At 70.7% G+C, this 15,374-nt stretch carries 2 protein-coding genes; both read left to right on the top strand.

Going from position 1 to position 15,374, the window contains the following annotated elements; translation table 11 throughout:
- Positions 1 to 2,964, top strand: a 2,964-nt coding sequence (locus FXO23_RS51985) for an SDR family NAD(P)-dependent oxidoreductase (RefSeq protein ID WP_425484962.1), incomplete at its 5' end; no start/stop codon positions are given.
- Between the two features lie 48 nt (positions 2,965 to 3,012).
- Positions 3,013 to 15,374: type I polyketide synthase (locus tag FXO23_RS43065; protein ID WP_158893399.1), on the top strand; the 12,362-nt coding region annotated here is incomplete at its 3' end.

Genomic DNA, 15,374 nt, shown 5'->3' with positions numbered 1-15,374 from the left:
TCGTGGGGTGTGACTCCTGATTTTGTGGGTGGGCATTCGATCGGCGAACTGGTGGCCGCGCATGTGGCTGGAGTGTTGTCGTTGGCGGATGCGGCCGCGTTGGTGGCGGCGCGCGGCAAGCTGATGCAGGCGTTGCCTCCGGGTGGGGCGATGGTGGCGGTGCAGGCCGCTGAGGTCGATGTGCGGTCGTTGTTGGTGGGTAAGGAGTCGTGGGCGAGTGTCGCGGCGGTGAATGCGCCGGATTCGGTGGTGGTGTCCGGTGACGAGGATGTGGTGGTGGAGGTCGCGGCGCATTGGGAGGGGCTGGGGCGTCAGGTCAAGCGTCTGCGGGTGAGTCATGCGTTCCATTCCCCGCATATGGAGCCCATGCTGGACGAGTTCCGCGGAGTAGCGGAGGGGATCGAGTACCGCGAACCCGGCATTCCGATCGTGTCCAATGTGACCGGTGAACTCGTCGCGGAGTATTCGGCGGATTACTGGGACCGGCATGTGCGGGAGGCGGTGCGGTTCTGCGATGGGATTCGTGCGCTGGAGGACCGGGGCGTGGTCCGGTTCGTGGAGATCGGCCCGAGCAGCACGTTGACCGCGATGATCGCCGACTCACTCACCATTCCCGGCGCGGTGCTGGTTCCCGCACTGCGGAAGGACCGAGACGAAGCGCGGACGCTGGTCGAGGCCGTTGCCAAGGTCTACGCGAATGGTGCCGCGGTGGACTGGGCCGCGTTCTTCGCGGGGTCCGGCGCCCGGAAGGTGGAGTTGCCGACATACGCCTTCCAGCGGCAGCGCTACTGGCTGGAGCCGCCCGCCGATGCGGGCCAGGCGTCCGATGTGGCGGGTTCGGCGGAAAGCGGTTTCTGGGCGGCGGTCGAGCGCCAGGACGTGGACGCGGTGTCCGCTGTGCTGGCGATCGAAGGCGCGCCGGAACGGTCTTCGCTCACCGCGTTGCTGCCCGCGCTGTCGTCCTGGCACCAGCGGCACCGCACGCGGTCGACCCTCGATCAGTGGCGGTACCGGGTGACCTGGAAACCGCTGAACGAGACCGCGGCGAAGACCCTGTCCGGTACCTGGCTCGTCTTGCTGCCGTCGAACCCGACCGCTGCGAAATGGGCGGACACGCTCGTCGGGGAACTGACCGGGCGCGGCGCACTGGTGCGCACCCTGGCGCTGTCCGGCGGGGAAGACCGCGAGACGATCGCCGCCCGGTTGACCGAGTTGACGACTGGAGGTCCGGTCACCGGGATCGTGTCGTTGCTGGCCCTCGACGAGACGCCACCACCCGGGTTGCCGTCGGTGCCCGGTGGCCTCGCCGCGACGATGGGGCTGGTACAGGCGGTGGGCAAGGTGCCCGGCGAACCCAGGGTGTGGTGCGTCACCCAGGACGCCGTGTCCGTGGGCCGGTCGGATGCCCTGAGCAACCCGATCCAGGCGCAGGCGTGGGGGCTCGGTCGCGTGGTGGCACTGGAACACGCGGAGCGCTGGGGCGGCCTCGTGGACCTGCCCGAGGTGGTGGATGCCCGTGCGGTCGCCCGGCTCGTCGACGTCCTGGCCGGGGCGGGCGACGAGGACCAGTTGGCCGTGCGCGGCTCCGGGGTGTTCGTGCGCAGGCTGGTGCGGGCGCATTCGGGCGATGATCTCGCCGGGTCGTGGGCTCCCCGTTCGGGAACCGTTCTGATCACCGGTGGTACCGGTGCGCTCGGCGCGCACATCGCCCGCTGGCTGGCCGGTCGGGGCGCCGAACACCTGGTACTCACCAGCCGCCGGGGGCGCGAGGCACCCGGGGCGGCCGAGCTGGAAGCCGAACTCGGCGAACTCGGCGCTCGCGTCACGGTGGCCGCCTGCGACGCCGCCGATCGCGACGCGCTGGCGGGGCTGCTGGCCGAGATTCCCGCGGAGTTCCCGCTGACCGGGGTCGTGCACGCGGCGGGGGTGCTCGACGACGGGGTGCTGGAATCCCTGACACCGGAGCGACTCGGCACGGTGTTGCGCCCGAAGGTCGACGCCGCGGTGAACCTGCACGAACTCACCGAGGGCGACGACCTCGGCATGTTCGTGCTGTTCTCCTCGATCGTCGGCGCGGTGGGCAGCGCCGGTCAGGCCAACTACGCCGCGGCGAACGCTTTCCTGGACGCGCTCGCCGAGCAGCGGCGGGCGCGGGGGCTGGCCGCGACCGCGGTCGCCTGGGGCCCGTGGGCGGACAGCGGCATGGCCACCGGCAACGCCGCCGTCGCCGATCGGTTGCGGCGCGGCGGGGTGCCACCGATGTCGCCGGACCTGGCCATCACCGCCCTCGAACACGCGGTGGCGCACGGTGCGGCGACGGTCACGGTCGCGGACATCGACTGGGACGTGCTGACCCCGGCGCTGATCGCGGCCGGTCCCAACCCGCAGTTCAGCGACCTGCCGGAGGCCCGGCGCGTGATGGACGCGGCACGGACCGACTCCGGCGACGCCACCCCGCTGCGGGAGCGGCTCGCCGGACTGTCCAAAGAAGACCAGCTCGACATCCTGCTCACCCTGGCGCAGGAGGAAACCGCGAAGGTACTCGGCTACCCGTCGGCGGACAGCGTCGAACCGGCGCGAGCCTTCGGCGAGCTCGGTTTCGACTCGCTGACGGCGGTGGAATTCCGCAATGCACTGGGTGTGGCCACCGGCATCCGGGTGCCCGCCACGGTGGTGTTCGACTACCCCACCCCGATCGCGGTTTCCGAGTACCTGCACGGCGAGCTGGCGGCGGACGGCCCCGCGGCAGGCAGTCGGCTCGACGCCGAGCTGGACCGGCTCGAAGCGACCTTGTTCACCGCGACCGTCAGCGAAACGGAGAGCACCGCGATCACCACGCGACTGCAAAACCTGCTCACCCGCTGGAAGGAAAGCCAAGACCAGGTTCCTGCCGGGGATGACATCGCATCGGCGACGAAGGATGAGCTCTACGAGATCCTGCAAAAAGAATTCGGGCGGGCTTGATCATGGCGAGCGCGAATCCTTCTTTGACTTCGAATGGGAGTTTTACCGATGGGGAATGACCAGGAGTTGCTCGATCACCTGAAGTGGGTGATGGGCGAGCTCAGGCAGGCTCGGGAGCAACTGCGCGAGGTCGAGGACAAGGCACAGGAACCGATCGCGATCGTCGGGATGGCCTGCCGCTTTCCGGGCGGGGTGACCTCGCCGGAGGGGCTGTGGCGCCTGGTCGCCGACGGCGTGGACGGGATTTCGGGCTTTCCGGAGGGCCGGGGCTGGGAGTCGATCGAATCGCTGGCCGAGTTCTCCGTCCGCGAGGGCGGGTTCCTGCCGGATGCGGGGGAGTTCGATCCCGGGTTTTTCGGTATTTCGCCGCGTGAGGCGTTGGCGATGGATCCGCAGCAGCGGTTGTTGCTGGAGACTTCGTGGGAGGTGTTCGAGCGCGCCGGAATCGATCCGGAGTCGGTGCGCGGTGACGCCGTCGGGGTTTTCGCGGGCACCAACGGGCAGGACTACCTCTTCCGAGTGGGTGACGAACTCGCTGGAGAAAGTCAGGCGCATTTGGGCACCGGTAACGCGGCGAGTGTGCTGTCCGGCCGGGTGTCCTATGTGTTCGGTTTCGAGGGTCCTGCGGTGACGGTGGATACGGCGTGTTCGTCGTCGTTGGTGGCGTTGCACCTGGCGGCGCAGTCGTTGCGATCCGGTGAGTGCTCGCTCGCGCTGGCTGGTGGCGTGACCGTGCTGTCGACACCCGCGATCTTCGCGGAGTTCGACCGGCAGGGCGGGTTGGCCTCGGATGGCCGGTGCAAGTCGTTCGCCGCGGCCGCGGATGGTGCTGGCTTTTCCGAGGGTGTTGGCCTGTTGCTGGTGGAGCGGTTGTCGGATGCTCGGCGGAATGGGCATCGGGTTCTCGCCGTGGTTCGCGGCAGTGCGGTGAATCAGGATGGTGCGTCGAATGGGTTGACTGCGCCGAATGGTCCGTCGCAGCAGCGGGTGATTCGGCAGGCGTTGGCGAATGCGCGGGTTTCGGCTGACCAGGTGGATGTGGTTGAGGCGCATGGGACGGGCACGAAGTTGGGTGATCCGATCGAGGCGCAGGCGTTGTTGGCGACGTATGGTCAGGGTCGGGATCGTCCGTTGTGGCTGGGTTCGATCAAGTCGAACATCGGTCACACGCAGGCTGCGGCCGGGGTGGCCGGTGTGATCAAGATGGTGTTGGCGATGCGGCATGGTGTGCTGCCGCGGAGCCTGCATATCGATGAGCCGTCGTCGCATGTGGACTGGTCGGCTGGCGCGGTCGAGTTGTTGACGGAGTCGAAGCCGTGGCCGGAGGCGGACTGGCCGCGTCGGGCTGGGGTGTCGTCGTTCGGGATCAGCGGGACCAACGCCCACGTGATCCTGGAGCAGGCTCCCCCCGAGGAGGCGGCTGTCGAGGAAGCGCCGAGCCGCACGCTGGATGTGGTGCCATGGGTGCTCTCGGCCAAGACCCCGGATTCGTTGCGCGAACAGGCTCGCCGACTTATGTCCCATGTGGACGAAGAGTCACCGGTGGACGTCGGGTATTCCTTGGCCACGACGCGCGCGGGGTTGGAGCGTCGTGCGGTGGCGGTGGGGGCGGATCGGGATGAGCTGCTCGCGGGTTTGGGTGCGCTTGCCGAGGGGCGTGGCGTTGCCGGGGTGGTCGAGGGTGTGGTGGCCAAGGGGAAGACCGCGTTCTTGTTCGCGGGTCAGGGTTCGCAGCGTCCGGGGATGGGCCGGGAGTTGTATGAGCGGTTCCCGGTGTTCGCGGAGGCGTTCGACGGGGCGTGTGCGGAACTCGACAAGCATCTCGATCGGCCGGTGCGGGAGGTCGTGTTCGAGGCAGGGGACCTGCTGGACCAGACGGTATGGACGCAGGCCGGTCTGTTCGCCGTCGAAGTCGCCCTGTTCCGTCTCCTCGAGTCCTGGGGTGTGACCCCGGATTTCGTGGGTGGGCATTCGATTGGTGAGCTGGTGGCGGCGCATGTGGCCGGGGTGTTGTCGCTGGCGGATGCGGCGGTGCTGGTGGCCGCTCGCGGTCGGTTGATGCAGGCGTTGCCCCCGGGCGGGGCGATGGTCGCGGTCCAGGCCACCGAGGACGAAGTTCGATCCCTGCTGCCCGGCAAGGAATCCCAGGCCGGTATCGCGGCGATCAACGCGCCGGATTCGGTGGTGGTGTCCGGTGACGAGGACGTGGTGCTGGAGGTCGCGGCGCACTGGGCGGCCCAGGGCCGTCAGACCAAGCGCCTGCGGGTGAGCCACGCGTTCCATTCCCCGCACATGGAACCCATGCTGAACGAGTTCCGCCGGACCATCGAACACCTCGACCACGGCCAACCGCGGATCCCGATCGTGTCCACCGCATCCGGTGCCCTCGCCACCGAGTACTCGGTGGACTACTGGGTTCGGCACGTGCGGGACACCGTTCGATTCTGCGACGGTGTGCGCGCCCTCGAAGCGAACGGCGTAACCCGGTTCGTCGAGATCGGCCCGAGCAGCACGCTGACCGCGATGATCGGCGACTCCCGCACCACCGACGCGGTGCTCGCCCCCGCCTTGCGGAAGAACCGCGGCGAAGCGAAGGCTCTGGTCGAAGCCCTGGCGAAACTCCACGCGCACGGCGCACCGGTGGACTGGGCCGCCTTCTTCGACGGCACCGGCGCACACCAGGTCGACCTCCCGACCTACCCCTTCCAGCGGCAGAGCTACTGGCTGGAACCGGCCAAGCGGACCCGGGAAGACGGGTCCACTCCGGACCGGTGGCGGTACCGGGTCACCTGGAAACCGCTCACCACCACGTCCTCCGGGGAGCCGGGCACGTGGCTGCTCGTGGTTCCCGCCAGCCAGGCCGAGGACCCGTGGGCGGCCGCCCTCGTGGACGGATTGCCGGGTCGCCGGGTGGTGGTGTCCGGCTCGGATGCTCCGGAGCTGATCGCGGACCGGCTGCGGCACGCCCTGGCCGAGGGGCCGGTGACGGGTGTGCTGTCCCTGCTGGCCCTCGACGAAGCGCCGATGGCGGAGTACCCGGCGGTGCCCGCCGGACTGGCGGCGACGGCCGGTTTGGTGCGGGCGTTGGACACGGCCGGGTGCGCGGCGCGCGTGTGGGCGGTGACCCGGGGTGCGGTGTCGGTGGGCCGCGCGGACGACGTGGCGAGTGCGGCGCAGGCCGCGGTGTGGGGTTTGGGCCGGGTGGTGGCGCTGGAACACCCGGACCGGTGGGGCGGTTTGGTCGATCTGCCCGCTCAGCTGAACGAGCGGACGCTCGCGCGTCTGATCGGGGTGCTGTCCGGCGCCGAGGATCAGGTGGCGGTGCGCGGGACCGGGGTGTTCGGGCGGCGGTTGGCGCGCGCCGAGTCTCCGGCCGAAGGCAATGGATGGGCGCCGCGGGGCACGGTGCTGGTGACCGGCGGTACCGGTGCGCTGGGTGCGCGGGTGGCGCGGTGGCTGGCCGGGCAGGGTGTCGAGCATCTGGTGCTGACCAGCCGCCGGGGCCGCGACGCGCCGGGTGCGGTCGAGCTGGAGGCCGAGCTGGTCGCGCTGGGGGCTCGGGTGACGATCGCGGAGTGCGATGTGGCCGACCGCGACGCGGTGGCGGATCTGCTCGCCGGGCACCCGGTCACCGGTGTGGTGCACGCGGCGGGTGCGCCGGACTCGACCCCGCTCGCCGCCAGCACACCGGCCGACCTCCACCAGGTGTTGGATGCCAAGGCGCGGGGCGCGGCGAATCTCGACGAACTCCTCGGTGATCGGCCGCTGGACGCCTTCGTGGTGTTCTCGTCGATCGCCGCGGTGTGGGGCAGTGCCAACCAGGCGGCCTATGCGGCGGCGAACGCGTTCCTGGACGCGCTGGTCGAGCGGCGCCGGTCCCGGGGCCTCGCCGCGACCGCCATCGCGTGGGGCCCGTGGGCCGGGGGTGGCATGGTCGACGCCGAGGGGGCCGGTCTGCTGCGCCGCCGCGGGCTGGCGCCGATGGCGCCCGGACGCACCATTGCCGCGCTGCGGCAGGCGCTCGAGGCGGCCGAGACGTCCGTGGTCGTCGCGGACGTGAACTGGGAGCTGTTCGCGCCGGCGTTCACCGCGGCCCGCCCGAGCCCGCTGCTCGACGACCTGCCCGAAGTGCGGCAGGCACTCGAAGAACCGGCCACCGGGACCGGGGGCTCGCTGCTCGACGAGCGTCTCGCCGGGCTGTCCCCGGTCGAGCAGGACCGCGTGCTGCTGGAACTGGTCCGCGCCGAAACCGCGAAGGTACTAGGACATCCCGGGCCGGAAAGCATCGAACCCGACCGGGCGTTCCGCGAACTGGGCTTCGACTCCCTGATGGCAGTCGAGTTCCGCAACGGGCTCGGCACGAGCACCGGGACCCGGGTGCCCGCCACCGTGGTCTTCGACCACCCGACTCCCAACGCGGTCGCCGCATACCTGCGCGTGGAAATCCTCGGCCAGACCGAACAGGTCGCGGCACCGGCAGCGGTGGCCGCCGCGCAGGACGAACCGATCGCGATCATCGGCATGGGCTGCCGCCTGCCGGGCGGGGTGGCCACCCCCGAAGACTTCTGGCGGCTGGTGTCCGAGGGAATCGACGCCATCACCGAGTTCCCCGCCGACCGGGGCTGGGACCTCGACGCGCTCTACAACCCGGACCCGGAGCACCAGGGCACCAGCTACACGCGGGCCGGCGGATTCCTCCGCGACGCCGTCGAGTTCGACCCGGGCTTCTTCAACATCTCGCCACGCGAAGCCCTCGCCATGGACCCCCAGCAACGCCTGCTCCTCGAGGTGGCGTGGGAAACCCTCGAACAAGCCGGTATCAACCCGCAGTCCCTGCGCGGAAGCCGGGCCGGTGTCTTCGTCGGCTCCGGGTATTCCGGGTACGGAAACGAGTTCAACGGGGCGGTCGACGAGGTGGCCGGGCATCTGCTGACCGGAAACGCGACCAGCGTGCTGTCCGGCCGCCTCTCCTACGTCTTCGGATTCGAAGGGCCCGCGGTCACCGTGGACACCGCGTGCTCGTCGTCGTTGTTCGCCCTGCACATGGCCGCGCAGTCCCTGCGCTCCGGCGAATGCACGCTCGCCTTGGCCGGTGGCGTCACGGTGATGTCGAATCCCGGGACGTTCATCGAGTTCTCCCGCCAGCGCGGCCTGGCCCCCGACGGGCGGTGCAAGCCGTTCGCCGCGGCCGCCGACGGCACCGGCTGGAGCGAAGGTGTCGGGCTGTTGCTGGTGGAGCGGTTGTCGGAGGCGCGGCGCAAGGGGCATCGGGTGCTGGCCGTGGTGCGCGGCAGTGCGGTGAACCAGGACGGCGCGTCGAACGGCTTGACGGCGCCGAACGGCCCGTCGCAGCAACGCGTGATCGCGCAGGCGCTGGCCAACGCCGGGCTGGAACCGTCCGATGTGGACGTTGTGGAGGCGCACGGCACCGGCACCAAGCTGGGTGACCCGATCGAAGCGCAGGCGCTCTTGGCTACCTACGGTCAGGACCGCTCCGCGGATCGGCCGTTGTGGCTGGGGTCGGTGAAGTCGAACATCGGGCACACCCAGGCCGCGGCCGGAGTGGCCGGGGTGATGAAGATGGTGCTGGCCTTGCGGCACGGTGTGCTGCCGAAGAGCCTGCACATCGACGAGCCGTCGCCACACGTGGACTGGTCCGCCGGTGCGGTCGAGTTGCTCACCGAGTCGACGCCGTGGCCGGAGGCAGACCAGCCACGGCGGGCCGCGGTGTCCTCGTTCGGGATCAGCGGCACCAACGCGCACATCGTCCTGGAACAGGCCGAGGAAGCCGAGGACCCCGCCGAGGCCCCGGTCATCGTTCCGCCGAACCTGCCGTGGGTGTTGTCCGCCAAGGACGGCACGGCGTTGCGGGCGCAGGCCGAGCGGCTCGCCGAGTACGTCCGGGCCACACCGGATCTCGGCCCGGCCGATGTGGCGTATTCGCTGGCGACCGGCCGCGCCGGGCTGGAACACCGGGCCGTCGTCGTGGCCGGTGAGCGCGACGAGTTCCTGCACGAGCTGGCTGAGCTGGCCGAGGGCCGGAGCGGTGCCGGTGTGGTGGCGGGAACCGCGATCCCGGGGAAGCTGGCGTTCCTGTTCGCGGGCCAGGGCGCGCAGCGCCTCGGCATGGGGAGCGAGTTGTACGGGGCTCATCCGGGATACGCCGAAGCGTTCGACGACGTGTGCGCCCGGCTCGACCAGCACCTCGACCGGCCGGTGCGGGAGATCGTGTTCGCCGCCGAAGGCTCGGCGGACGCCGAGTTGCTGGACCAGACGGTGTTCACCCAGGCGGCGTTGTTCGCCGTCGAAGTCGCGTTGTTCCGCCTCCTCGAATCCTGGGGCGTGACCCCGGATTTCGTGGGCGGACACTCGATCGGTGAACTGTCGGCGGCGCACGTGGCCGGGGTGCTGTCGCTGGATGACGCGGTGGCGCTGGTGGCGGCGCGGGGCCGGTTGATGCAGGAACTGCCCGCCGGTGGCGCCATGGCCGCCGTTCAGGCCACCGAAGCCGAGGTGCTGCCGCTGCTGGCCGGCCGGGAAGCCCAGGCCGCCATCGCGACGATCAACGCCCCGGAATCCGTTGTGGTGTCCGGTGACGAGGACATCGTTCAGGAGATCGCGGCGCACTGGCAGGCACGAGGCCGCCAGGTCAAACGGCTGCGGGTGAGTCACGCGTTCCACTCGCCCCGGATGGACGGGATGCTGGCGGAGTTCCGCCGGGTCGCCGAGGGTATCGAGTACGGCGAACCCCGGATCCCGATAGTGTCCAATGTGTCCGGTGAGCTCGGCACCGCGTATTCGGCCGAGTACTGGGTGCGGCACGTGCGTGCGGCCGTCCGGTTCTGCGACGGTGTCCGAACCCTCGAGGCCGCGGGCGTGTCGCGGTTCGCCGAGGTCGGCCCGAGCGGCGTGCTGTCCGCGATGATCCAGGACTCCTTGACCGGTGACGCGGCACTGGTCCCGGTGCTGCGCAAGGACCGGGACGAAGCGCGGGCGCTCACCGAGGCGGTCGCCGGGCTGTACGCCGCGGGGTCCGCGGTGGACTGGGCGGCGTACTTCGCGGGCACCGGCGCGCGCCGGGTGGAGTTGCCGACGTATGCCTTCCAGCGGCAGCGTTACTGGCTGGGCGGGATGCTGGGCGGCGGAGACGCCCGGCATCTGGGGCTGGCCTCGGCGGAACACCCCTTGCTGGGCGCGGCGCTGTCCCTGCCGGACTCGGGCGGGGTGGTGTTCACCGGCAGGTTGTCGGTGGAAACCCAGCCGTGGCTTGCCGAGCACGCGGTGCTGGGGTCGGTGCTGTTCCCGGGGACCGGCTTCGTGGAGCTGGCGGTGCGGGCGGCCGACCAGGTCGGGTGTGCCGTACTGGACGAGCTAACCCTGGAAGTGCCGCTGGTGCTCCCGGAGCGGGGTGGCGTTCAGGTCCAGATCGTGCTCGGCGAGGCCGACGAGTCCGGTAGCCGGGCGTTGAGCGTCCACGCCCGGCCGGACGACCCGGCGGCACTGGACACTTTGGACCGGCCGTGGACCCGGCACGCCACCGGCGCCGTCTCACCGGGTGGTCCGGTGCCGTCGTTCGCACTGGACGCGTGGCCGCCCCCGGACGCGGACGCGTTGCCGGTCGAGGATCTCTATCCCCGGCTGGCCGGGATGGGCTTGGCGTACGGCCCGGTGTTCCAGGGGCTGACCGCGGCCTGGAAACGGGGCGACGAGGTCCTCGCCGAGGTCAGCTTGCCCGAGGGGGTGGAGGCGAGCGCGTTCGGACTGCACCCGGCGCTGCTGGATGCGGCGCTGCACGCGCTGGGCGTCTCGGCGGCCGGGCCGGAATCCGGTCCGGCCGGGCTCCCGTTCAGCTGGACCGGCGTGACCGTCTTCGCCTCGGGCGCGTCGACCTTGCGGGTGTCGCTGTCCCCGGCGGGTGCGGACGCGGTTTCGCTGCGACTCGCCGACGGCACCGGCGCTCCGGTCGCGTCGATCGAGTCCCTGGTGCTGCGGCCCGTGTCGGCGGATCAGCTGGGCCGGTCGGCCGGGTTCGTGGACTCGCTGTTCGGCCTGGAATGGGCCGAGGCGCCCACCGGCGAGGCGGCGGAGATCCCCGGCTGGGCGGTGCTGGGGGAGTTGGCGGTCGGCGTTGCGGCCGACCGGTACCCGACGCTCGCGGCGCTGGCCGACAGCGGCGCCACCCCGGACACGGTGTTCGTCGGCTGCGGTTCGCCCACCGGCACCGCGGTCGAGGCCGTGCACGCGGTGGCCAACGACATGCTGGCCGTCGTACAGGCCTGGCTGGCGGAGGAACGGTTCGCGGGCTCGCGCCTGGTGGTGGTGACCCGCGGCGCGGTGGCTGTCGAGTCGTATGCGGGCGTGCGGGACCTCGCGGCGGGCGCGGTGTGGGGTCTGGTGCGGTCGGCGCAGTCGGAGAACCCGGGCCGGTTCGTGCTGCTGGACCTCGACGACAGCGCGGCCTCGCTCGAGCGGTTGCCCGCCGCGTTGACCCTCGACGAGCCGCAGATCGCGGTGCGCGACGGGGTGGTGCGGCTGCCGCGGTTGGCGCGGGTGCCGGTCGAGGACGGCCTAGTGCCACCGGCCGGAGCGGACGCGTGGCGGTTGGCGGTGTCGGACGAGCGCACGCTGGAAAGCCTGCGGTTGGTGGAGTGCCCGGACGCGCTGGCGCCGCTGGCGGCGGGCCAGGTGCGGATCGCGATGCGCGCGTCCGGGGTGAACTTCCGGGATGTGCTGAACTCGCTGGGCATGTACCCCGGGGACGCCGGCCTGCCGGGTCTTGAGGGTGCGGGCGTGGTGACCGAGGTCGGTCCCGGAACGTCCGGATTCGCCGTGGGAGACCGGGTGATGGGGCTGCTTTCCGGAGCCTTCGGCCCGGTCACCGTGGCCGATGAGCGGCTGGTCACAAGGATTCCGGTGGGCTGGTCGTTCGCCGAGGCGGCCGCGGTTCCGCTGGTGTTCCTGACCGCCTACTACGCCCTGCGCGATCTTGCCGACGTGCGCCCGGGTGAGTCGGTATTGGTGCAGGCCGCCGCCGGTGGGGTGGGTATGGCCGCCGTGCAACTGGCGCGGCACTGGGGCGCCGAGGTCTTCGGCACCGCCAGCCCCGGCAAGTGGGACGTATTGCGGTCCTGCGGTTTCGACGACGAACACCTCGCCTCCTCGCGCACCGTCGACTTCGAGGCGAAGTTCCGGTCGGTGACCGGTGGGCGCGGCGTGGACGTGGTGCTGGATTCGCTGGCGCGGGAGTTCGTGGACGCGGGGTTGCGCCTGCTGCCGCGGGGTGGCCGGTTCCTGGAGATGGGCAAGACCGATGTCCGGGTCAGCGAGGACGTCGCGGCCGCGTACCCCGGGGTGGCCTACCGGGCGTTCGACCTGGTGGAAGCGGGGCCGGAACGGATCCAGCAGATGCTGGCCGAGCTGGTCGAGCTGTTCGAGGACGGCGTGTTGCGGCCGCTGCCGATCACGGTGTGGGATGTGCGCCGCGCGGAGGGCGCGTGCCGGTTCGTCAGCCAGGCCCGGCACATCGGCAAGGTGGTGCTCACCATTCCGGCGGGGATGGATCCCGAGGGCACGGTGCTGATCACGGGTGGCACCGGTGCGCTGGGTGGCCTGATCGCCCGGCACGTGGTGGCTGTCCACGGAGTGCGGCACCTGCTGCTGACCAGTCGCCAGGGCCTCGCGGCGCCCGGCGCGCCCGACCTCGAACGCGAACTGACCGCGCTGGGCGCCGAGGTGACGATCGCCGCGTGCGATGCGGCGGATCGGGACGCGCTCGCCGGTGTGCTGGCGAGCATTCCGGCGGCGCATCCGCTGACCGGTGTGGTGCACACCGCGGGTGTGCTCGACGACGGGGTGGTCGAGTCGCTGACCCCGGACCGGCTCGACGCCGTGTTGCGGCCGAAGGTCGACGCGGCGCTGAACCTGCACGAGCTCACCCGCGATCACGACCTGCGGGCGTTCGTCCTGTTCTCCTCCATCGCCGGTCTGCTCGGCGGCCCCGGCCAGGGCAACTACGCCGCCGCGAACGCGTTCCTGGACGCCATCGCGCAGCAGCGTCGCGCGCGGGGTTTCCCGGCCGTGTCGGTGGCGTGGGGTCCGTGGGCTCGTTCGGGCGGCATGGCCGGTGAGCTGGCCGAGGCCGATGCGGCCCGGATGGCTCGCGGCGGGGTGCTGCCGCTCTCCGACGCGGACGGGGTGGCGCTGTTCGACGCGGCCCTGCTGAGCGACCGGGCGTTGCTCGCGCCGATGTCCGTCGACCTGGCCGCGGTGAGCGGTCAGGCGGCGAAGGTTCCCGCGGCGTTCCGCGGTCTCGTGCGGGCGCCCGCTCGCCCGAAGGCCGCCGCGGGCGGTGCCCGGACCGGCGAGTCCGCACTCCGCGAACGCCTGCTCGGCTCTTCCCGGGACGAGCAGGAACGGGCGCTGGTGTCGATCGTGCGCGAGGAAACGGCCCGCGTCCTCGGGCACACGTCACCCGATTCGGTCGAGGTGACCCGGGCGTTCCGGGAGATGGGCTTCGATTCGCTGACGGCGGTGGAGTTCCGCAACAGGTTGAAGACCGCGACCGGGATCCGGTTGCCCGCGACCATCGTGTTCGACTACCCGACACCGCTGGCGGTGGCCCGGCACCTGCGGACCGAACTCCTCGGCGCCGAGGACGCCGTCGTCACCACGCCGGTGGGCCCGGCGTCGGACGAGCCGATCGCGATCGTCGCGATGGGTTGCCGGTTCCCCGGCGGGGTCAGCTCACCGGACGAGCTGTGGCGCCTGGTGTCCGAGGGAGTCGACGCGATCTCCGGTTTCCCGGAGGGCCGGGGCTGGGACCTCGAAGCGCTGTACGACCCCGATCCGGCACGGCAGGGCACCAGCTACACCCGGGAAGGCGGGTTCATCGAGAGCGCCGCCGACTTCGACCCGGGGTTCTTCGGTATTTCGCCGCGCGAGGCGTTGGCGATGGATCCGCAGCAGCGGTTGCTGCTGGAGACGTCGTGGGAGGTGTTCGAGCGCGCGGGCATCGATCCGGAGTCCTTGCGCGGCAGCGCCACCGGTGTGTTCGCCGGTGCCAGCTATTCCGGATACGGCGATTTCGATCGGAAGTCCGACGAGGTCGACGGCTACCTGTTGACCGGAAACGCGTCCAGCGTGCTGTCCGGCCGTATGTCCTATGTGTACGGTTTCGAGGGTCCTGCGGTGACGGTGGATACGGCGTGTTCGTCTTCGCTGGTGGCGCTGCACCTGGCCGCGCAGTCGTTGCGGTCCGGGGAGTGTTCGCTGGCGCTGGCCGGTGGTGCCACGGTGATGCCGTCCCCCGAGGTCTTCGTCGAGTTCTCGCGCCAGCGCGGGCTGGCGGCGGACGGCCGCTGCAAACCGTTCGCCGAGGCGGCCGATGGCACCAGTTGGGGCGAGGGTGTTGGGCTGCTGTTGGTGGAGCGGTTGTCGGATGCTCGGCGGAATGGGCATCGGGTTCTTGCCGTGGTGCGTGGTTCTGCGGTGAATCAGGATGGTGCGTCGAATGGGTTGACTGCGCCGAATGGTCCGTCGCAGCAGCGAGTGATCCGGTCCGCGCTGGCGAGTGCCGGTTTGAAACCGTCCGATGTAGACGCGGTGGAGGCCCATGGCACGGGCACGAAGTTGGGTGATCCGATCGAGGCGCAGGCGTTGTTGGCGACCTATGGTCAGGGTCGGGATCGTCCGTTGTGGTTGGGTTCGGTGAAGTCGAATATCGGTCACACGCAGGCGGCTGCCGGTGTGGCCGGTGTGATGAAGATGGTGCTGGCGATGCGGCACGGGGTGCTGGCGCCGACCCTGCACATCGATGAGCCCTCGTCGCATGTGGATTGGTCCGCTGGTGCGGTCGAGCTGTTGACCGAGGCCACTCCGTGGCCGGAAGCGGGTAGGCCGCGTCGGGCTGGGGTGTCTTCGTTCGGGATCAGTGGAACCAACGCCCACGTGATCCTGGAGCAGGCTCCGGACGAAGTGCCCGCCGCGACTGCGGCGAGCGTGGAACCGCGCCTGGTGCCGTGGGTGTTGTCGGCGAAGAGTGAGTCGGCGGTGCGGGCGCAAGCTCAGCGGTTGGCCGCGCATGTGCGATCCGATGCGGATCTTATGGCCGTGGATGTGGGGTATTCGCTGGCTTCGACTCGTGCTGCGTTGGGTTGTCGTGCGGCGGTGGTGGCTGGTGATCGGGACGAGTTTCTGCGTGGTTTGGATGCGGTCGCGGGTGGTGAGTCGCCGGTGGCGGCTGCCGAGGGTTCTGGGGATGTGGTGTTCGTGTTCCCGGGGCAGGGTTCGCAGTGGGCTGGGATGGCGTTGGGGTTGTTGGATGCTTCGCCGGTGTTCGCGGAGCGGTTGGGTGAGTGTGCTGCGGCTTTGGAGTCTTTTGTGGACTGGTCTCTGCTGGCTGTGCTCCAAGG

This window comes from Amycolatopsis anabasis, from assembly GCF_009765355.1.
GTDB classification, from domain to species: Bacteria; Actinomycetota; Actinomycetes; order Mycobacteriales; family Pseudonocardiaceae; genus Amycolatopsis; species Amycolatopsis anabasis.
Note: the sequence above shows the minus strand (reverse complement) of the source record. Positions and strands in the feature narration are given on the sequence as shown.